Genomic DNA, 19,963 nt, shown 5'->3' with positions numbered 1-19,963 from the left:
AAATAGGGCTCACCGCTCGCCGGTCCGAGCTACCGCTTGCCGCTGACGCGCTCGACGAGCCGCTCGACCCACCCGGCGGTGGGGACGCTCCAGCCGTACGCGACCGCGACCAGCCGGCTCCCGACGGTCACCGCCGCACAGCCGGCGGCGGCGATTCCGCCGAGACCGCCCAGCGCGCCGAGCGCCCAGTACGTCGCCCCGCCCAGCACCGCGCAGCTCGCGTAGAAGTCGTCGAACAAAATGAACGGCGCGCGGTCGAGCAGGATGTCCGCGAACGCGCCGCCGCCGACCGCGTTGATCGTCGCGACCGCGACGACGCCGAACGCGGAGACGCCCGCGTCGGCGGCGACGATCGCGCCGGTCGTCGCGAACGCGGCGAGCCCGATCGCGTCCGCGACGAGCGTTATCGGGTGGGTGTCGGCCGATTGGAGGGCGACGCTGAGGCCGACGGCCAACCCGACGCCGACGAGTCCGAGCGCGATCTCGACCGGCGACTGGAGGGCGAGCGGGACGCGGTTCACGAGGAGGTCGCGGGTCACCCCGCCGGCGAACGCCATCGCCAGCCCGACGACGGCGACGCCGAACAGGTCGAACTCCTCCCGGATCGCCTTCGTCGACCCCACGAGCGCGAACGCGACCAGCCCGATCGTGTTCATGACGGCGAAGGGGTCACCGAACAGGACCGCCACGAGTCCCTCCGTCACTCGCCGAACGCCCCCAGGCTCGACTGCAGTTCGCGGCCCGGAACCTCGTCGGTGAGTTCGTACCCGACCAGCTCCCGGGCGTCGACCCCGTACGTCGACCCGCCGCGGTCGAGCACCAGCACCCGGCCCTTCCAGCCGCGCACCGTGCCGGCCGCCATCGTCTCCGCGACCGGGCGGTCGGCGAGGTCGAGCCCGTAGTCGAACGCGAAGCGGTCGATCGGGTCGAACCGGTCGAGGAGCGCTTCCCACGCCGACTCGTCGACCGCGCGCCCGAACCCGGCGAGCTTCGTCGGCACCCGGACCCGGTCGACGAGGTCGTCGCCGTCGGCCAGCTCGGCCTCCACCTGCCGGGCGACCCGGCCGTCCGGGAAGGTCCGGACGTGGGCGGCCCGGTCCGCGCCCTGCTCGCGGAGCCGCGTCTCCAGCCGCCACAGCCGCGTCACGCCGACCTTCAACACGTCGGGCGCGAACGCGGCGAGGTACAGCGCGTGCTCCTCGTGACAGTCCATCTCGTCTTTTAAACACGTCCCCGTACACCGCGCGCAGACCCAGACGCTGTCGTGGGCGTCGCAGTAGGGGGCGTCTGAGGCGTCGCAGGCGACGTGTTCGCCGTCGTGGACGGTCCCGGCGCAGCGGCGGTCGCCGAGGCCGTACGCGAGCTCCGTCCCGGCGTCCGCCTCGACGAACTCGACCGCGCCGCCGCTGGCGACGTAGAGTCCCTCGCCCGACTCGTAGCCCACGACCTGCACGTTCGCCAGTAGGGGGAGCCCCGACTTATGCGCGTCGTCGCCGAGGGGCGGACCCGCCCGAGCCCTGTTTTTAAATCGCGTCCCGTGCGATCTGGTCGCATGCTCGACGCCGCGCTCGCGACCGCCGACGGCGACGAGGGAGTCGACCTCGCGCTCACCGTGACGAACGAGGGCGACGACCCCGTCACGCTCCGGTTCCGGACCGGCCAGCGCGCCGACTTCGCGGCGTACGAGGGAGTCGACGCCGAGCCGGGCGACGCCGAGCCGGGAGACGACGACCCCGTCTGGCGACACGGTGAGGGGCGGGTGTTCACGCAGGCGCTCGGAACCGAGACGCTGGGGCCGGGCGAGTCGGCGACCTACGAGGGGACGTGGCCGGACCCGCCGGCGGGAGAGTTCCGAGTCGTCGGGTCGCTGACCGCCGAGGACCACGATGCGGCGGCGACCGCGCGAGTCGCGGTCGAGTGACGCCGCGCGGGTCGCCCCTCAGTCCCCGTCGCCGTGGACCGCGTCCTCGACCGCGGACGCGAGCCGCTCGCGCGTCCGGTGGCTCGACTCGGCGTCTGTCCGGACCTCGATCAGGTGCGAGCCGTCGGCCTCTTTGGCCCGGGCGTACGCTTCCCCGAGCGCGGCGGCGGCCTCCTCCGCGGCCCCGTCCGCCCCTTCGGCCCCGTCGCCGACCGCTTCGGGCCGCGCGTCGACCCGCGCGTACTCGAGCCCGTGGAGGTCGGCCATCGGCTCGAACTCGATGCCGTGGGGCGTCTTGAACGACTCCGTGAACTCCGGCTCGAACGACTCGATCGGGAGCGCGTGGAAGATCCCCCCGCCGTCGTTGTTGATCAGCACGACCGTCGCGTCGACGTCGCACCGGTCGAGCGCAAGCAGGCCGTTCGCGTCGTGGTACAGCGCGAGGTCGCCGACGACGAGGGTGAGGTCGTCGGTCGTCGCTGAGCCGGCCCCGAGCGCGCTGGAGACGATCCCGTCGATCCCGCTCACGCCGCGGTTGCCGAGCGCGGTGACGCTCGTCGTCGTCGGCCCGACGAACCGGTCGAGGTCGCGGATGGGCATGGAGTTGGAGACGAACAGCGTCGCCGGGTCCGGGAGCGCGTCGGCGACGACCCGGAGCGCGTCGCCCTCGTGGAAGCCGACGGGGTCGTCTCCCGGGAGGCGGTCCGCCGCCTCTCGTTCCTGAATCGCCCGGGCGGCGCGGTCGGCCGCCTCCCACTGCGCGCGCCAGTCCGGGTCGCCGCCGCCCCCGCCTCCCAGCCGCGAGAGCCGGGCACAGAGGCGGCTCGGCTCGGCGACGACGAGGTCGGTCGCGGCGAACTCGGCCTCGCGCCAGCGCCCCGCGGGGTCGACCTGGTACTGGTCGGCGCCGGTGCCGGCGAGGTACTTGCGGAGGCGCTTCGAGGTGGGCGACGCGCCGAGCCGGAGGACCAGTTCGGGGTCGGTCCAGCCGGCGGCGTCGGCGTCCGGAGCCCCGCCGTCTTCGCCGGCGTCGTCCTCCCCCGCGACATCTGCCGAGAGGTAGGCATCGTAGGCGCCGATCACTGGCGCGACCCGAGTGTGGCCGCCGTACCGGACGCCGGAGAGCGGGTCGGCGAGGACCGGGAACCCGGTCGCGTGCGACAGCGCCGTCACCGACTCCGCGTCGAGTCCGGGCGGGTCCGCGGGGCCGGCGACGATCAGCCCGCGGTCGGTTCTCGCGAGCTCGTTCGCGAGGGCGCGCAACTCCTCGTCTCCCGGCTCCGGCGACCCCGGCGTCACGTCGACGTAGGGGCCGTCCCGGCCGGTCGCGGCGACCGGATCGAGGTCGGCGGGCACGTCGTCCGCCACCCGCGTCGGCTCCAGCGGCTTCTTAAACGGAACGTTGAGATGCACCGGGCCCGGGTCGGCGCCCTCGGCGGTCCCGACGGCGCGCGAGACGGTGGTCCGCAGCGAGCGGAGCGCGCGGTCGTTCGGCGCCGGTTCGGGGAGGTCCTTATAAAATCGGACGGCGTCGCCGTACAGCTTCTCCTGGTCGGCGGTCTGGTTGGCCCCCGAGTCGCGGAGCTCCGGCGGGCGGTCGGCCGTGAGCGCGAGCAGGGGGACGCGGGCCTCGCTCGCCTCCATCACGGCGGGGTGGTAGTTGGCGGCGGCGGTGCCGGAGGTGCAGATCAGCGGCGTGACGCTCCCCGTCCGCCGGGCGCGGCCCAGCGCGAAGTAGGCGGCGGAGCGCTCGTCCAACTGCGAGAAGACGCGGAGGTCGTCGCTGCGGGCGGCGGCCATGGTCAGCGGCGTCGAGCGGCTGCCCGGCGAGACGACGACGCTGTCGACGCCGGCGGCGACCAGCTCGTCCACGAGCGCCCTCGCCCACAGCGCGTTCCGGTTCGGCGCGGTCATTAACCGCCGCTAGGTGGTCGATATTTAAATACTCCCGCGGGTCGGTCTCGAGGGCGGGACGTTTTATACTCTATCCAGCCGCGAGAGCCCGTGCCACACCGCGTCGACGAGCCGGTCCTCGCCCTCACCCTCCGCGTCGGCCCAGCCGCGGGCGATGGCGTCCTCTAACACCGGGATCGGGTGGTTCTCGAAGTTGTTCATCCCGCGGAACGTCTCCAGCGCCTCCCGGTGGGGCTCGCCGAAGGCGTCGACGTCGGCCGCGTCGCCCTCGGCCGCGTCGCTCTCGTCGAGGAAGCCGAGGTCGGCGAGGATCGCCGCCACCTCGGTCGCCGCGTCGCCGGTCAGCTCGCGGGTCTCGTCGGGCGCCTCGCGCTCCAGCAGGGTGACGTCGTACAGCTTGAACACGCGCTCCAGCTCGTCGATCGGCCGTTCGTGGTCGTCGACGCGCACGTCGATCCACCGGTCGTTGCGGCCGTCGTACCCGCCCTCCGGCTTGGCGACGTACAGCGCCGCCGACTGCTCGCCGCGCTTGTCGCCGCCAGCCGCGTTGCCGGCGTGGAGCGCGGCGATGAGACGCTCCGGGAGCCCGCCGGTCGTCTCCTCGAACGCCTCCGCCATCGCCGTGAGGGTCTCGGCGTTCTCCAGGATGTTCCCCTGCACGGTGTACTGCTCGCCCTGCAGGTCGCCGGCGTAGTCGTGGCACTCCTCGCCCGTGAACGCGGCCGGCTCGCCGTCGAGACCGACGACGCCGACCTGTCGGGAGGGCGCCTCGTCGTCGGCGCTCGTGAGCTCGTCGACGACCGCGGCGGCGTCGCGCCCCTCGCGGAGGAGGTCGAGCCCGTCGGGTCCGTAGGCGACGTTCGCGAAGCTCTGCGTCGCGATCGCGCCCGCGTCAGCGCTGACGAACGGGACGACCGCGCCGACGCCGACGAACTTCGACTGGACGGCGACGCCGACGGCGTCGGTCTCCGGGTCGCGGGCGGCGATCGAGAACGTCGAGGGGCGGGGTGGCATGCGACCCGACCGATCGGCGGCCGGCCTCATAAATCCGGTCGAGACGCCCGACGCCGCGAGCGCGAGCGACCCGCTCCGCGCCGCCGCCCGCGGCCGCGTTCTGCAACGCTTATGCACGCCGACCGACTTCGATCGGGTATGAGCGACGACGACGCCGTCGACGTCGAGGTCGAGTCCCCCGACGACGCCGCGGCCGACGCGGCGAGCGCGAACGGCACGGCGGAGGCGACCGCCGGGGAAGCGAGCGGGGAGTCCGGCGAGGACGATGCGAACGCCCGCGGCGGGGAAGCGCTGGCCGCCGCCGTCGCCGAGCACGACGCGGCGCTCGCGCGGGAGGTGGCCGAGCTGGAAGCGGAGCTCGACGAGACGCGCGAGGAGCTGCTGGAGGCCGAGGAAGAGGTCGACGAGCTGACGAGCAAGCTCGCCCGGGTGAAGGCGGACTTCAGCAACTACAAGCAGCGCGCCAAGCGCAAGCAGGACGAGATCCGCGAGCGCGCCTCCGAGCAGCTCGTCGAGCGCATCACCCCGGTCCGCAACGACCTCCTGCGAGCGCTCGACCAGGAGGAGGGGAGCGACCTCCGCCCCGGCGTCGAGTCGACGCTGGAGAAGTTCGACGAGGTGCTCGCCGAGGAGGGCGTCGAGCCCATCGCCCCCGAGCCGGGCGACGAGGTCGACCCCGGGCGCCACCAGGTGATGCTCCGCGTCGAGAGCGACCAGCCCGAGGGCACCGTCCACGAGGTGTACGAGCCCGGGTACGAGATGGGCGACCGCGTCGTCAGCGAGGCGAAGGTCACCGTCAGCGCCGACGAGTCGTAGTCTGCGGGGTCACTCCCCGGTCGTATCGCTCCCGTACCGCGACGCGAGCTCGTCGAGCCCCGCGTCCGGCTCCGCGGCGTGCGGCACCGACAGCGGCGAGACCGACACCTCGCCGTCGACGACCGCGCGGCGGTCGGTGCCGACGGAGTCCGGCACCTCCGCGGGCGACATCCGCCCCCAGATCGGGTCGGAGATGGAGACGCCGCCGTTGCCGTCCGACGTCGCCTCCATTCCGTACCACTCCGAGGGCGCGGTGACGCGCATCGGCGCGGGGTCGGCCGCGGCGTCGGCCGCCGTGCCCCCGTCCGCGGTCGCCTCGCTCCCCCCGTCGCCCTCGGCCGGTTCCGCCATCGGCGCGTTGACGTTGAGGTAGTCGGCCCGCTCGAAGATCCCGGCCGGCGCGGCCTCCTCGACGAGGAACCGCGTGGCGCGGACGGCGTGCTCGAACGACGCGGGCGACAGCTCCCGCTGCCGCCAGTCGTCGCCGCCCGGGACGTACATCGACGCCGCGATCCCCGGGACGCCGAAGAAGGCCCCCTCGACGACCGCCGACACGGTCCCGGAGCGCCCGAGGGTGTACGCGCCGAGGTTGGCCCCCTCGTTGCACCCGGCGATCACGAGGTCGGCGTCCGGGACGAGCTCGTCGACCCCGGCGACGACGCAGTCGACAGGGGTCCCGTCCACGGCGTACCCCAACTCGTGCTCTGCGACGTCGACGTCGGCGGAGATGGCGCGGCCGATAGAAGAGCGGTCGCCCGTGGGCGCGACCGCCACCACGTCGTAGTCGACCGCGAGCGCGTCGTACACGGCGCGGAGACCGACGGCGTCGATGCCGTCGTCGTTCGTCAGCAGGATCCGCTCGACGCTCATACCGGTACCTCGGGCGGTTCAGGCAAAAGTCCACCGTCGCCCGGGGCGGCCAGTACTGGCTCGGCCGGGGTCCGGTCCGGCCGCGGCGAACGGAAAAGCCCACGTATCCCGGGCCCCCAGCGTCCGACATGGGATTCGGGGACACGGCAAAGAAGATCCAGACGCTCGCCGACAAGGCCGAGCGCACGTACCAGAAGATCAACGAGCTCCGCGCCGAGGTCGAGGAGACCCAGACGACCGTGCTCGACACCTCAGAGCGCGTCCAGCAGTTGGAGAACGAGATGGCCGAGCAGCGGGCCGTCCTCGACGCGGTCGCGCGCGAGGTCGGCGTCGACCTGGAGAGCGTCAGCACCGAGGCCCACATCACCGAGGCGGAGCGCGCCGCCGCGGAGGACGGCGTCGGGAACGCCGGTGATGACGCGGCCGAGAGCGCCGACGAGGACGCGGCCCCCGCCGAGAGCGACGCCGGCGAGTCCACAGACGACGCCGCGTAACGCTATTCGACCGACTCGGTCGGATCGTCCGGGTCGGCCGTCCCGTCGGCGGGGTCGTCTCCGCCGTCTGACCGCGACACGACCTTGGCCGGTACGCCCGCTACCGTTGTCTCCGGCGGGACGTCCGCGGCGACGAGGGAGTTGGCGGCGACCCGCGCGCCCTCGCCGACCGTGACGCCCGGGAGGACGACCGCGCCCGCCCCGATCATCGCACTCTCCCCGACGACGACGTCGCCGAGGCGGTACTCCTCTTGAAGGAACTCGTGACACAGCAGCGTCGCGTCGTAGCCGACGATGGCGTCGTCGCCCACGGTGATGCGCTCGGGCCAGAACACGTCCGGCGTCGACTCCAGCCCCCACGACACGCCGGCGCCGACCGTGACGCCGATCCGCCGCAACAGCCAGTTTTTCAGCCGGAGGCTCGGGCAGATCCGCGCGAGCACGATGACGACGTAGTTGCGGACGACGGCGAGCGGCGACTTCGCGTCCGGCCACGACCACAGCGAGTTGCGCGCCCCGGGCGTCGGACGCCGGTCCAGTCGGTCGGTACGGGAGTCGTCGTCCGCCGCGTGGTCGACCGCGGTCGCCCCCGCGGAGCTCGTCGGTTCGGCCGCCGCGCCGCCGTCCTCGTGAGTCACGAGGGGACGTTCGGCGGGCACGGGTAAAAGGGTCGTCGACGCGCGGCAGCGACACGCGGCGAGTCGAACGCGGGCGCGAGCGAGCGGAGCCGACTATTCTCGCAGCTCGTTCATGTGCTCGATCCGGCGCTCGACGAGGTCGGCCTTCCCCACGTCGTGGCGGATCCGGAGCCCGTCGCCGGCGGCCGAGAGCCCCGCCTCGGCCTGCCGCTCCGCGGCGGCGATCGAGTCGCCGCGGCCGACGACGGCGAACGACCGCGAGGTGGTCGTGTACAGCCCGTCGTCGCGCTCGTCGACGCTGGCGTAGTAGAGGAGCGCGTCGCCGACGCTCTCCTCGTCGACCGCGATCTCAGCGCCCGCGTCGGGGTCGACCGGGTAGCCGTCCGGGACGGCGTACTTGCAGACGGTCGCCTCGCCGGCGAAGGAGAGCTCGGGAAGCGCCTCGCCGTCGCGGGCGGCGGTCAGCACGTCGATGAAGGGCGTGTCTAACACCGGCAGCGTGTTCATCGCCTCGGGGTCGCCGAACCGCGCGTTGAATTCGACGACCTTCGGCCCCTCGTCCGTGAGCATGAACTGGCCGTAGAGGACGCCCTTGTAGTCGGGGAGCGCCTCGACGACGGCCTCGAGCACGTCGACGGCGGCCTCGTAGTCGCCATCGGTCATGAACGGCAGCGAGAGGCCCGTGTCCGAGTACGAGCCCATCCCGCCCGTGTTCGGCCCCTCGTCGCCCTCGTAGGCTCGCTTGTGGTCCTGGACCGCGGGGGTCGTCCGCACGTCGGTGTTCGCGACGAACGCCTGGATAGTGAACTCCTCGCCGACGAGTCGCTCCTCCAAGACGACGCGGTCGTAGTCGGAGTCGCGGAGGTACGCCTTCGCCTCCTCGGCGGTGACCTGGTCGCCGATCACCTTGACGCCCTTCCCGCCCGTGAGCCCGGCGGGCTTCACCGCGAGGTCGCCGTCGTAGGCGTCGATGTAGTCGCAGGCGGCCTCGATGTCGTCGAACACCGCGTAGTCCGGGCAGCCGGGGACGTCAGCCTCCTCCATGAACTCTCGCTGGTACGCCTTGTCCGTCTCCAGCCGCGCCTCCTCGGCCCGCGGGCCGAACGCGTACACGCCGGCGTCGTCGAGCGCGTCCGCGACGCCCGCCGCCAGCGCGGACTCGGGGCCGATCACCGCGAGGTCGGCGCCCACGTCGGTCGCGTAGTCGGCGACCGCCGCGGCGTCGGTCTCGTCGATCGTCTCGAAGCCGTCCGCCAGCCGACGGATGCCCGGGTTCCGGTTGCTCGCGCAGGCGTACAACGCGCAGTCGTCGGCGACCGCGCGGGCGATCGCGTGCTCGCGTCCGCCGCCGCCGACGAGGAGTACGGTCTCGGTCATGCTCGACGGGTGAGTGCACGGTAGTGTAAGCTTTACTTTCCCCTCTGGGACGAGATATACACACACGTGCATTACCAGTCGCGCCGGCTTCCTGATCCGCCGGTCGTGTGACGGCTTTTTGCCTCGCCGGAGCGAACCGGGGGTATGACACAGCCGACGGAGCGGAACCGCCTCGACGAGGAGGCGAGCCCGTACCTCCAGCAACACGCCGACAACCCGGTCAACTGGCAGCCGTGGGGTGACGAGGCGTTCGAGCGCGCCCGCGAGCACGACGTCCCGGTGTTCGTCTCCATCGGCTACTCCTCCTGCCACTGGTGTCACGTGATGGCCGAGGAGAGCTTCGAGGACGAGGGGATCGCCGAGGTGCTCAACGAGGAGTTCGTGCCGGTGAAGGTCGACCGCGAGGAGCGGCCCGACGTCGACAGCACGTTCATGACCGTTTCCCAGCTCGTCACGGGCGGGGGCGGCTGGCCGCTCTCCGCGTGGTGCACGCCCGAGGGGAAGCCGTTCTACGTCGGGACGTACTTCCCGCCCGAGCCGCGGCGGAACCAGCCGGGGTTCCGCGATCTGTGCGAGCGCATCGCCGACTCGTGGGCGGACCCCGAGCAGCGCGAGGAGATGGAGCGGCGCGCCGAGCAGTGGGCGACGAGCGCCCGCGACGAGCTGGAGTCGGTGCCGGAGGCGGACCCCGCCGGCGACGCGAGCGACGCGGAACCGCCCGGCGCCGATCTCCTCGACGAGGCGGCCGCCGCCGCGATCCGCGGCTACGACGACGAGTACGGCGGCTTCGGAAGCGGCGGCGCGAAGTTCCCGATGCCGGGCCGGATCGACCTGCTCATGCGCGCCTACGCCCGGACCGGTCGGGACGCCGCGCTCACGGCCGCGACCGGCACCCTCGACGGGATGGCCCGCGGCGGGATGTACGACCAGATCGGCGGCGGGTTCCACCGGTACGCGACGGATCGGCGGTGGACCGTCCCGCACTTCGAGAAGATGCTGTACGACAACGCGGAGCTCCCCTTGGTGTACCTCGACGGGTACCGCCTGACCGGTGACCCCGCGTACGCCCGCGTCGCGAGCGAGACCCTCGGGTTCCTCGACCGCGAACTCCGCCACGACGAGGGGGGCTTCTTCAGCACCCTCGACGCGCGGAGCGCACCGCCCGAAAGCCGGCGTGGGGACGGGAGCGACGACGGAGGAGAGCCCGCCGACGTCGAGGGCGCCTTCTACGTCTGGACGCCCGCCGAGGTCGACGCGGTCCTCGACGACCCGGCCGCGTCGCTGGCGAAGGACCGCTACGGGATCGAGTCGGGCGGGAACTTCGAGCGCGGCACGACGGTGCCGACGATCGCGGCCTCGGTCGAGGAGCTCGCCGACGAGCACGACCTGGCGGTCGACGAGGTCCGCGAGCGCCTGACTGAGGCCCGCACCGCGCTGTTCGAGGCCCGGGAGTCGCGGCCGCGGCCCGCCCGTGACGAGAAGGTGCTCGCCTCGTGGAACGGCCGCGCGATCTCCGCGTTCGCGAACGCGGGGGACGTCCTCGGCGAGTCGTACGCCGAGATCGCCCGCGAGGCGCTGGAGTTCTGTCGGGACCGCCTGTACGACGAGGCGTCCGGCGAGCTCGCTCGCCGGTGGCTCGACGGCGACGTCCGCGGGCCGGGCTACCTCGACGACCACGCGTTCCTCGCGCGCGGCGCGCTCGACGTCTACGCCGCCACCGGCGATCCCGAGCCGCTCGGGTTCGCGCTCGAACTGGCCGAGACGATCGTTTCGGACTTTTACGACGCCGACGACGGAACGATCTACTTCACGCGGGAGCCGGGAAAGAGCGCCGATGAGGGCGACGACGCCCTCTTCGCCCGCCCGCAGGAGTTCACCGACCGCTCGACGCCGTCGAGCCTCGGCGTGGCGGCCGAGACGCTGGCGCTGCTCGACGGGTTCCGAACCGACCGCGAGTTCGCCGCGGTCGCGGAGGCGGTCGTGACGACTCACGCCGACCGGATCCGCGCGAGCCCGCTGGAGCACGTCTCGCTCGTTCGAGCGGCCGAGCGCGTCGAGACGGGCGGGATCGAGGCGACGATCGCCGCCGACGCGGTGCCGGACGCGTGGCGGGAGACCCTGGGCGAGCGCTACCTGCCGGGCGCGCTCGTCGCGCCACGACCGCCGACCGAGGGCGGACTGGACGCGTGGCTGGGCCGGCTCGACATGGACGAGGCGCCGCCGATCTGGGCCGGCCGGGACGCCGTCGACGGCGAGCCGACCGCCTACGTCTGCGAGGGGCGGACCTGCTCGCCGCCGGAGACCGACCTCGACGCGGCGCTGGCGTGGCTGGCGGAGCGACGGTAGGGGAAGCCGACTCCGGGGCGCCGGCGAGGAGCGCGAGCCCGCGGGCGGGGCGCTGCCGGAGCCGAGGTAACCGCGTCGTACTTTTACCTATCCGCCACGACGCTTCGTTCATGCACGATTTCGTCGTCGTCGGCGCCGGCCCGCCGGGGTCCCGGTTCGCCCGACGCGCGGCCGAGGCCGGCCGCGACGTGGTCGTCTTCGAGAAGGGGACGGTCGGCGAGCCGCTGGCCTGTTCGGGACACGTCTCCGACGACGTCTGGGACTACGTCCCGGACGAGGCCCGCGACCGCCTCCTCCAGAACCGCGTGTACGGAGCGCGGTTCCACGTCGGCGGCCCGAACTCGAAGGCGTACCCGTTTTATAAGCAACGGCCGGTCTCGAACGTGATCGACCGCGTCGGGCTCGACCGGACGCTCGCCGACTGCGCCCGGGACGCGGGCGCCGACGTGCGCGAGGGCCACACGGTCGTCGACCTCGACGAGCGGTCGGATCGGGTCGCCGTCGAGGTCCGGACTCCCGATGGCGACGTCGAGACGGTGGAGGCCCGGATGGTCGCCGGCTGCGACGGTCCGACCTCCCGCGTGCGCCGGTCGCTCGACCTCCCGGAGCCGGACGAGCTGCTCCACGGCGTGCTCGCGTTCGACGACGCGCCCGACGACGGCGACCTCGTCGACGTCCACCTCACCGCGCCGACGTTCTTCGCGTGGCGGATCCCGCGGGGCGACGCCGGCGTCGAGTACGGGCTCGCGGCGCCCCCCAGCGACGACGTCTCGGCGATGTTTGACCGGCTCACCGACGCCTACGGCGCGACGACCGACCGGTTCTGCTCCGGGGCGATCCCGGTCGGCCCGCCGGATCGGGTCACCACCGACCGGGCGTTCCTGATCGGGGACGCGGCCGCGCAGACGAAGCCGTTCACCGGCGGCGGGATTCTGTACGGGATGACCGCGGCCGACGTGGCCGCGGACGTGATCGACCCCGCGGACCCGGCGACGCTCGCCGACTACGAGGCCGGCTGGCGCGACGCGATCGGCCGAGAGATCCTGCTCGGAAAGGGGATCAGGCGGTGCTACTCGCTGCCGGAACCCGTCCAGCGGCTCGGCCTCCGGGCGCTCTCGGGCGAGATCGGCGTCCACATGGACCGGCCGAGCTCCTTTTTCTCGCCGGCGCACCTCCGGCGGCTGTTCTCGCGGAGCGACCCGCCGGAGTGACCGGGGGGCGGATTCGAAACGGCGGGTCCGACGGAGCCGCCTACTCCTCGATGACGTCGGCGAACGAGACGTTCTCGCGGACGCTCGTGATCTCGACGGTCGGCTCGTCGCCCGGCTCGGAGTCCGGGACGATGACGACGTAGCCGCGTTCGATCTTCGCGATGCCGTCGCCCTTGTCGCCGAGCGTCTCGATCGTGACCTCGCGGACGTCGCCCTCGGAGACCGGCGGGCCGGCGGCGTCGTCGACGGCGGAGTGCGCCGGGGACCTCCCGGCAGCGTTGCCCGCGACGTCCCGATCCCCCGACGTGTCGGTGGCTGACTCGGTCGAGGCGGCGCCCTGGTTACCCCCGTCTCGCTGTATCAGTGCCACGCGGTACGTCTCGTCGGGAGCGACGGACCCGTGTTCGATCTCCGACGAGGGGACGGCGACGACGTGATCGCCGTCGCGCTCCTCGACCTCTCCTGTGAACAGACACGCCAGCGAATCGGTGATTTCGACCATAGGTCACCTTTCGAACACGGTAATGAAAAGCTCCCTATTTATTATCCGCCGCGCGGAGCCATTCGGAGCCCCCGGGGATCGGGAAACAGCGGGAAGCGATGCGGGTCTGGAAACAGCGGGAAGCGATGCGGGTCTGGAAACAGCGGAAAGCGGAGGGATTCCCAGTGCCGACAGTCGAACATAAACATTTACCCTGTCCCGAAGGAATCGCCGCTCATGAGCCGAAACTACGAGTCGCTTCACGACCCGAACGCGGAGTACACGATGCGGGAGCTCTCCGCCGAGACGATGGGGACGACCGGGTCGCGCGGCGGCGACCGCGACGTCGAGATCACGGACGTACAGACGACGATGGTCGACGGGAACTTCCCGTGGACGCTCGTCCGCGTGTACACCGACGCGGGCGTCGTCGGCACCGGCGAGGCCTACTGGGGCGCCGGCGTCCCGGAGCTCATCGAACGGATGAAGCCGTTCGTGATCGGCGAGAACCCGCTCGACATCGACCGGCTGTACGAGCACCTGATCCAGAAGATGTCGGGCGAGGGCTCCGTCGAGGGCGTCACCGTCACCGCGATCTCCGGGATCGAGGTCGCGCTCCACGACCTCGCCGGCAAGATCCTCGACGTGCCCGCCTACCAGCTGCTCGGCGGGAAGTACCGCGACGAGCTCCGCGTCTACTGCGACTGCCACACGGAGGAGGAGGCCGACCCCGACGCGTGCGCCGACGAGGCCGAACGGGTCGTCGACGAGCTCGGCTACGACGCGCTGAAGTTCGACCTCGACGTCCCCTCGGGGCTCGAGAAGGACCGCGCGAACCGCCACCTCCGCCCCGGCGAGATCCGTCACAAGGCGGAGATCGTCGAGAAGGTCACCGAGCGCGTGAAGGACAAGGCCGACGTCGCCTTCGACTGCCACTGGACGTTCTCGGGCGGCTCCGCGAAGCGGCTCGCGGAGGCCATCAACGACTACGACGTGTGGTGGCTCGAAGACCCCGTCCCGCCGGAGAACCTCGAGGTGCAGGAGGAGGTCACCAAGAGCACGACGACGCCGATCGCGGTCGGCGAGAACCGCTACCGCGTCACCGAGCTCCGCCGCCTCATCGAGAACCAGGCGGTCGACATCGTCGCGCCCGACCTGCCGAAGGTCGGCGGGATGCGCGAGACCCGCAAGATCGCCGACGTGGCGAACCAGTACTACGTCCCGGTCGCGATGCACAACGTCGCCTCGCCGATCGCGACGATGGCGGCGACGCACGTCGGCGCCGCGATCCCGAACTCGCTGGCGATCGAGTACCACTCTTACGAGCTCGGCTGGTGGGAGGACCTCGTCGAGGAGGACGTCATCGAGGACGGCTACATCGAGGTCCCGGAGAAGCCGGGCCTCGGCGTCACGCTCGACATGGACGCCGTCGAGGCGCACATGGTCGAGGGCGAGACGTTGTTTGACGAGGCGTAAGCCGGATCGAGTCCGATAGGCGAGCGGAGCGAGCCTATCGATATTTGACGAGGCGTAAGCCGAAGTCAAGCGCGAAAATATCTGATTTTCGCAGTTCGACGAAGCGACGCTTCGTCGAACTCGATAGGCGCGCTACGGTCATCTATCGATTTTTTATTAGAGTGGAGAGAAGCCGAGTTCAGGTCTCCCCTCAGTACCCCGTGCCGAGCGCCCAGTTGGCGACGAGCACGGCGAACGTGAGCCCGAACAGCACCGCCAGTATCGAGAAGGAGACGCCCCAGCCGAACAGGTCGGTCGCGAGCCCGACGCCGAAGGAGCCCGCGGAGCCGATCACGGTGTAGACGGTCCGGACGAGTCCGAATCCAGCCCCCCGCTCCGTGTCGCTGAGCGCGTCCATGAACCGCGGGTCGATCGCCGAGAAGAAGCTCGACCCGGAGCCGGCCAGCAGCACGGCGACGCCGACGCCGACGAGCCCGGGACCGAGGACGAACGAGGTGATCCCGAGCGCGCCCGCCAGCATCGCGCCGCCGATGGCCGCGTCGCGGCCCACGCGGTCCGACAGCCGGCCGAGCGCGATCTGCGCGACCGCCCGGACGACGAAGAACGCGGAGAAGACGCTGGCGGCGAACGCCGGCGAATACCCGCGGAACTCGACGAGGAACGTCGGGAGGAAGGACATCACGCCCTGCACCACGTACGTGCCGGCCATCGCGACGAACAGCGGGAGGAGGATGCGCGGCCGCGAGAGGAGTTCGACGAGCGGCGCGACCGCGAGCCGGTCCCGCATCGGCTGGTCGGGGCGCCGCGGCTCAGTCGGCCGGACGCGCCACGCGAACAGCAGGAACACCGGCACGCCGACCACCGCGGCCAGCGCGACCGCGGGCCGCCAGCCGTAGCGGACGCCGACCCACGCCGCGGCGACGGGCGCCACGAGCCCGGCGAGCGGGCCGCCCGCGGAGTGGAGCCCGAACGCCGTGCCGATCTCGTCGAAGGTCCGCGAGAGCAGCGTCGTCGCCACCGCGTAGTGGAGGCCGGCGACGAGCCCTAACAGCACCGCCGCCAGCACGAACAGGGGGAAGACGGGCGCCAAGGCGAGCACGAGGCTCATCGCCGTCGTGCCGCCGACGGCGACGAGGATCACGATCCGCTCGCCGTGTCGGTCGGCGAGCACGCCGCTCGGGAACTGGGCGGCGCCGTACGCCAGCCACATTCCGGAGAGCGCGATCCCGATGCCGGTGTTCGACACCGCGAAGTCGTCGACGATGAGGGGGACGACAGGGCTGATCGCCAGCCTGGCGAAGTACGTCACCAGGAACGCGAGCATGCACAGCGACAGCACCGTGTGACGGTACTGCCAACTCATCCGGCTGTCACTGACGGGAGGTGGGTCCGGTCGGCGGTCAACGCTTTCGGTTCCGGCCGGAACCACCTCCGCCGCCCCTCACCCGACGGCGGCCGGGTCGACCCGGCTCCCGACCCACAGCAGCGTGGCGAGCAGTCCGAGGACCGCGAGCGGGAGGAACCACTGCATCACGGCGAGCAGCCCCGCGGAGGCCTGCACGCCGATGACGAGCAGGAGCGTCGGGCCGCAGCAGGCGACCCCCGACAGGATCCCGGGGAGTCCCGCGGCGGCGCCCGCCCCGGCGCCGATCCGACACGCCGCGGGGCCGCGCCACGCGACGACGGAGACCGCGAGCGTGACTCCGACGAGCGCGGCGAGCGCGAGTCCGATGGCGGCGTTGACGGGCGCGAACAGGTACTCGAGCGGGCCGACCGCGACGAGCGCGACTGGCTCGTACTGGAACGGTCCGACTCGGCGCGTCAGGAGCGCGAGCGGGTCGCTCGCGACGGTGACGTCGATGGCGGGCCCCGAGCCGGCCCAGCCGCCACCGCCGCCGCGGAGGCCGAGGTGGCGGACTCCGGCGCTGTACGCAAGGAAGTACGCGACCGCGACGACCGCGAGTGTCGACCGCCCGTCGCGCCGACCGAGCGACGCCCGGACGGCGAAGGCGGTCCGGCGGATCAGCCCGCCAGCCCACGCGACCGGCGACTCGACCGGCGGGGCCGACTCAGCCGCCATCCCCCGCCCCCGTGTGCTCGCCGACGAACGCGGTGTCGGGGTAAAAGCCCGCCCAGGCGAACCACATCGCGTCGAACGCGAGCACCGGCTCCAGCGGGAGGTCGGCCGCCGCGACGCCGCCGCCCTCGCCCTCCACTCGGTAGGCGTCGCCGTCCGGTTCGACCCCAAGGCCATCGGGGTTGCGGTAGACGTACCCCGTCGAGAGCCCCGAGTCCGCGACGGCGACGACGTCCGCCCCTCCGTCGCCGATCGAGCCGGTCAGCACCCGGTCCGCGAGCAGCGTCCGCTTGTCGAACGCGATAGCGCCGGTCCCCGTTCGCGCCCCGATGACGACCGACTTCGGGTGTCCCTCGTCGGGCGACGACAGCGGCGGGAACACCGTGCCGTCCCGCGCGTAGTAGCCGCCGAGCGGGGCGTAGCTCCCGTACGGGTCGCTCTCGTACCGGCGCACGTACCCGGTGTCGTCCGTCATGACGAGCGAGTCCGGGTGGCGCTCGCTCCACTGGTCGGCCGTCGTCCACACGACCCGGAACTCGTCGAGCGTCTCGCCGGTCATCGGCCCGTCGATCCCGGTGGCGAGCATCTGCGGCCACCAGCTGTCGGTGCCCCGGTCGTACATGATCAAGTTCGAGTTGACGAGTTGCCCCGACACCCCGAACGTCGTGTCGCCGCGGCGGAACCCCTGTGCCGTCCCGGTGAGCGGACAGTACGTGACCGCGACCGGCTCGCCGCCGAGCTCGTCGTTGACGATCTCGTGATGGGAGAGCACCTGCTGCGGGTACGCTTTCGCCTCCCCGTCGCGAACGACACCGAAAACCGGGATCCCCTCGGCGTAATTCACCTCCTCGATCGGCCGGAACGAGGGGTCGTCGATCGAGGGGATCCCGTCCTTCCCGACGCCGCCGTTGAGCGCCTCCGCCACCAGGGTGTCGGCGTCGTACGGGACGTGATAGCCGGTGTCGGCGGTGGGAGGCCGCGCGCCCTCTCCGGTGGCGTCGTCGGCGTCGCCGGATCCATCGTCGCCGGACCCATCGCCACCGGGCCCATCGGCGCCGGACCCATCGTTGTCGCCCGCCTCGTCGCCGGCGAGCGAGTCGAGGGGTGCGCCGCCGAGACAGCCGGCGACGCCGACGGCTCCGACCGCGGCGAGTCCGGCCAGCGCCGACCGACGAGTGCGGTCCATGGCGATAGCTCCGGACTCGACAATATAAAGCCCAAAGCGGAGGTGTGAGAATCACACACACCCGATAGAAACGGCCGTATCAGTCGTCTCGCCGGTGATCCCCACCGGCCGAGCGCTCGCGCAGCCGGTCTGCGATGGCGGCGCCCGCGGTGCGTGGGTCCGGGTCCGCGACGCTCGCGGAGTCGCCGACGGCGACGCGGCCCGGCTCGATCACGTCACAGCAGAGCCCGCCGCGGTTCCGCAGCGCCGACGCGAGCCCGTCCGCGCCGGCCAGCGACTCGACGTGCGCGCACGGCGGCCGGCGTCGGGTCGGTCGCAGGCGCGCCTCGCCGACCGCGACGGTCGCGTCCAGCAGGTCGTCCATCCCCGGACCGAACCCCTCGACGACGACGTTTCGACGGTGGCGACCGTCCGAGACGTCGATCCCGGTCTCCTCGCGGACGGCGTCGAGGGCCTCGGCGGCGACGAGGGTGACGGCGCAGCCGTCGAGCTGGAAGCGCCCGTCGCCGCGCCGGTAGCGATCGCCGTCGACCCCGTCCGGCCGGATCTCGACGGCCTCTCGGAGTTCGGGCGGCGCGCCTCCCGCCGGGGCCGTGACGAGGCTTCGGACGACGCCGCTCGTCCCGCCCTCGCCGCTCACGGCGTCCCTCCGAGGAGATTCGGGTCGCCCGGCTTCAGCCACTCGCGGTGCGCGTAGTAGACGGCGCCGACCGGGGGCGCGACCAGCGCGGCCAGCGCGTAGAGGCATTTAAATAGGCCGAAGTCGGCGACCCCGCGCTCGTTCAGCGACAGCGCGTCGAGGAGCACCGCGGCGGTCGCGAGCGGCGCGAGGAGGTAGCCGTGGGCGAACGCGACGGCGGCGCCGGCCGGGGTGCCGGCCGAGAGCAGCGCCCAGTCGACCGCGTAGAGGACGGTCCACCCGCCGGCGGCGACGGCGAGGATGAGGAGCCACGGGCCGTCGAACCGTCTACCGGCCGGTTCGGCGGCCGCCCCGTCGGGGTCGCCCGGGGGGGATTCCGCGTGTGTAGTCACGACCCATCTGAGGGCCCGACGGTACTCAACGTTCGGGTCGGGGGCGGGTCGGGGGAGGGTTGGAGGCGGGTGGCGGGCGGGTTGGAGGCGGGTCAAGGGCGAGCAGCCGCTAGCCGCCCGCGACCTACTCGTCGAAGGTGCCGGCCGAGAGGTACCGCTCGCCGCTGTCCCAGAACACGGTGACGACGAGGGGCTCCTCGCCGGCGTAGGCGCCGGCGTCCCGGAGCTCCGCGGCGACGTCCTTCGCCGCGAGGTTCGAAGCGCCCGAGGACTGCCCGACGAGGATCCCCTCCTCGCGGGCGAGCCGCCGGCACTCGGCCTCCGCCTCCTCGATGCCGACCGCGTGGACCTCGTCGATGAGGTCGACATCGAGGTTCGGCGAGACGAAGCCCGGTCCCATCCCCTGGAACGCGTCGTTTCCGGGCTCCCCGCCGGAGAGGACGGCGTTGTCGCTGGGCTCGACCGCGTCGACCCGGACGTCGGGGAACTCCTCGCGGAGCCGACGACCGATCCCGGAAATGGTCCCGCCGGTCCCGACGCCGGCGACGAGCGCGTCGACGGTCCGGTCGCCGACCTGCTCGACGACCTCCAGGCCGGTGGTCTCGTAGTGGGCCCGCGGGTTCGCGGGGTTCTCGAACTGCCGGAGCTGGACCATCCCCGCCTCGGCCTCGAGCTCGTCGGCGCGGTCCTTGGCCGCGGAGATGTCGCCGTCGACGAGCTCGACCTCCGCGCCGTACGCGCGCATGATCCGGCGGCGCTCCAGCGACTTGCCGTCGGGCATCACGAGCGTCACGTCGTACCCCTTCACCGCGCCGGCCATCGCCAGCCCGATGCCGGTGTTGCCGGACGTGGGTTCGACGATCCCGTCCCCCGGTTCCAGCTCTCCCGATTCCTCGGCCGCCTCGACCATGTACCGCGCCGGGCGGTCCTTCGCGGAGCCGCCCGGGTTGCGCGACTCGACCTTCGCGGCCACCGTCGTCTCCGGCGGCGCGTCGACCCGAACCAGCGGCGAGCCGAGCCCCTCCAGCACGTCGTCGTCCATTACGTCGACGAACGGGACCGCCACTCAAATGCCCGACGGACCGCGGCAAGACGCGTTGCCACCGACGC

20 protein-coding genes are annotated in these 19,963 nt (G+C 72.4%); 6 read left to right on the top strand and 14 right to left on the bottom strand.

The genetic code is table 11. From position 1 onward, the window contains the following. Positions 1-29: 29 nt before the first annotated feature. Together Hrr1229_RS14900 and Hrr1229_RS14895 are read right to left on the bottom strand one after the other, a co-directional pair. A complete protein-coding gene (locus tag Hrr1229_RS14900; RefSeq protein WP_123112165.1) occupies positions 30-704 on the bottom strand; it encodes a TRIC cation channel family protein in 675 nt (224 codons plus the stop codon). Continuing rightward, positions 701-1,453 (bottom strand): DUF2797 domain-containing protein, encoded by a 753-nt coding sequence (locus Hrr1229_RS14895; RefSeq protein ID WP_123112166.1) that lies wholly within the window; start codon positions 1,451-1,453, stop codon positions 701-703. The genes Hrr1229_RS14900 and Hrr1229_RS14895 overlap by 4 nt, the downstream gene beginning before the upstream one ends. A gap of 99 nt (positions 1,454-1,552) precedes the next feature. Here Hrr1229_RS14895 and Hrr1229_RS14890 point away from each other — a divergent pair, with 99 nt between their 5' ends. Continuing rightward, positions 1,553-1,921 (top strand): BsuPI-related putative proteinase inhibitor, encoded by a 369-nt coding sequence (locus Hrr1229_RS14890; protein ID WP_123112167.1) that lies wholly within the window; start codon positions 1,553-1,555, stop codon positions 1,919-1,921. A gap of 18 nt (positions 1,922-1,939) precedes the next feature. Here the strand turns inward: Hrr1229_RS14890 and menD are convergent, their stop codons facing one another. Together menD and Hrr1229_RS14880 are read right to left on the bottom strand one after the other, a co-directional pair. Then, positions 1,940-3,835 (bottom strand): 2-succinyl-5-enolpyruvyl-6-hydroxy-3-cyclohexene-1-carboxylic-acid synthase, encoded by a 1,896-nt coding sequence (menD, locus tag Hrr1229_RS14885; RefSeq protein WP_123112168.1) that lies wholly within the window; start codon positions 3,833-3,835, stop codon positions 1,940-1,942. 63 nt (positions 3,836-3,898) lie between these two features. Continuing rightward, positions 3,899-4,849 carry a DUF1028 domain-containing protein gene (locus Hrr1229_RS14880; protein ID WP_123112169.1) on the bottom strand — a complete coding sequence of 317 codons (951 nt, stop codon included), beginning with the start codon at positions 4,847-4,849 and terminating at the stop codon, positions 3,899-3,901. 138 nt (positions 4,850-4,987) lie between these two features. Between Hrr1229_RS14880 and Hrr1229_RS14875 the strand changes: the two genes are divergently transcribed. Further along, a complete protein-coding gene (locus Hrr1229_RS14875) occupies positions 4,988-5,665 on the top strand; it encodes a nucleotide exchange factor GrpE (RefSeq protein ID WP_123112170.1) in 678 nt (225 codons plus the stop codon). A 9-nt stretch (positions 5,666-5,674) separates the two neighbouring features. On the opposite strand, the gene Hrr1229_RS14870 is transcribed toward Hrr1229_RS14875, so the two are convergent. Then, positions 5,675-6,535 (bottom strand): 5'/3'-nucleotidase SurE, encoded by an 861-nt coding sequence (locus tag Hrr1229_RS14870; protein WP_123112171.1) that lies wholly within the window; start codon positions 6,533-6,535, stop codon positions 5,675-5,677. A gap of 128 nt (positions 6,536-6,663) precedes the next feature. Here Hrr1229_RS14870 and Hrr1229_RS14865 point away from each other — a divergent pair, with 128 nt between their 5' ends. Next, a complete protein-coding gene (locus tag Hrr1229_RS14865; RefSeq protein WP_123112172.1) occupies positions 6,664-7,029 on the top strand; it encodes a DUF5798 family protein in 366 nt (121 codons plus the stop codon). Positions 7,030-7,031: 2 nt separating this feature from the next. Here the strand turns inward: Hrr1229_RS14865 and Hrr1229_RS14860 are convergent, their stop codons facing one another. Then, on the bottom strand, positions 7,032-7,568 hold the full coding sequence (locus Hrr1229_RS14860) for an acyltransferase (RefSeq protein WP_255212594.1): 537 nt from the start codon (positions 7,566-7,568) through the stop codon (positions 7,032-7,034). 192 nt (positions 7,569-7,760) lie between these two features. Next, positions 7,761-9,044, bottom strand: a complete 1,284-nt coding sequence (purD, locus tag Hrr1229_RS14855; RefSeq protein ID WP_123112174.1) for a phosphoribosylamine--glycine ligase — start codon at positions 9,042-9,044, stop codon at positions 7,761-7,763. A 144-nt stretch (positions 9,045-9,188) separates the two neighbouring features. Between purD and Hrr1229_RS14850 the strand changes: the two genes are divergently transcribed. Further along, positions 9,189-11,390 carry a thioredoxin domain-containing protein gene (locus Hrr1229_RS14850; protein WP_123112175.1) on the top strand — a complete coding sequence of 734 codons (2,202 nt, stop codon included), beginning with the start codon at positions 9,189-9,191 and terminating at the stop codon, positions 11,388-11,390. A 110-nt stretch (positions 11,391-11,500) separates the two neighbouring features. Further along, positions 11,501-12,601 (top strand): geranylgeranyl reductase family protein, encoded by a 1,101-nt coding sequence (locus tag Hrr1229_RS14845; RefSeq protein ID WP_123112176.1) that lies wholly within the window; start codon positions 11,501-11,503, stop codon positions 12,599-12,601. 40 nt (positions 12,602-12,641) lie between these two features. Here the strand turns inward: Hrr1229_RS14845 and Hrr1229_RS14840 are convergent, their stop codons facing one another. Beyond that, positions 12,642-13,103 carry a TRAM domain-containing protein gene (locus Hrr1229_RS14840; protein WP_123112177.1) on the bottom strand — a complete coding sequence of 154 codons (462 nt, stop codon included), beginning with the start codon at positions 13,101-13,103 and terminating at the stop codon, positions 12,642-12,644. Between the two features lie 216 nt (positions 13,104-13,319). On the opposite strand from Hrr1229_RS14840, the gene Hrr1229_RS14835 reads away from it, so the two are divergent. Next, complete coding sequence (locus Hrr1229_RS14835) at positions 13,320-14,558, top strand: mandelate racemase/muconate lactonizing enzyme family protein (protein ID WP_123112178.1); 1,239 nt, start codon at positions 13,320-13,322, stop codon at positions 14,556-14,558. Between the two features lie 190 nt (positions 14,559-14,748). Here the strand turns inward: Hrr1229_RS14835 and Hrr1229_RS14830 are convergent, their stop codons facing one another. From Hrr1229_RS14830 to Hrr1229_RS14805, 6 genes are all read right to left on the bottom strand, one after another. Further along, positions 14,749-15,921, bottom strand: coding sequence for an MFS transporter (locus Hrr1229_RS14830; RefSeq protein WP_123112179.1), 1,173 nt, complete (start codon positions 15,919-15,921; stop codon positions 14,749-14,751). Between the two features lie 78 nt (positions 15,922-15,999). Then, positions 16,000-16,638, bottom strand: coding sequence for a hypothetical protein (locus tag Hrr1229_RS14825; RefSeq protein ID WP_123112180.1), 639 nt, complete (start codon positions 16,636-16,638; stop codon positions 16,000-16,002). Then, positions 16,628-17,821: a DUF3179 domain-containing protein gene (locus Hrr1229_RS14820; RefSeq protein WP_123112181.1), complete on the bottom strand. Its 1,194-nt coding sequence runs from the start codon at positions 17,819-17,821 to the stop codon at positions 16,628-16,630. The genes Hrr1229_RS14825 and Hrr1229_RS14820 overlap by 11 nt, the downstream gene beginning before the upstream one ends. A 79-nt stretch (positions 17,822-17,900) precedes the next feature. Next, positions 17,901-18,461 carry an MOSC domain-containing protein gene (locus Hrr1229_RS14815; protein WP_255212524.1) on the bottom strand — a complete coding sequence of 187 codons (561 nt, stop codon included), beginning with the start codon at positions 18,459-18,461 and terminating at the stop codon, positions 17,901-17,903. Continuing rightward, positions 18,458-18,853, bottom strand: a complete 396-nt coding sequence (locus Hrr1229_RS14810) for a hypothetical protein (protein WP_123112183.1) — start codon at positions 18,851-18,853, stop codon at positions 18,458-18,460. The genes Hrr1229_RS14815 and Hrr1229_RS14810 overlap by 4 nt, the downstream gene beginning before the upstream one ends. Positions 18,854-18,977: 124 nt before the next feature. Then, on the bottom strand, positions 18,978-19,895 hold the full coding sequence (locus Hrr1229_RS14805; protein WP_123112184.1) for a PLP-dependent cysteine synthase family protein: 918 nt from the start codon (positions 19,893-19,895) through the stop codon (positions 18,978-18,980). Positions 19,896-19,963: the final 68 nt, after the last annotated feature.

The organism is Halorubrum sp. CBA1229, from assembly GCF_003721435.2.
GTDB lineage: Archaea > Halobacteriota > Halobacteria > Halobacteriales > Haloferacaceae > Halorubrum.
Note: the sequence above shows the minus strand (reverse complement) of the source record. Positions and strands in the feature narration are given on the sequence as shown.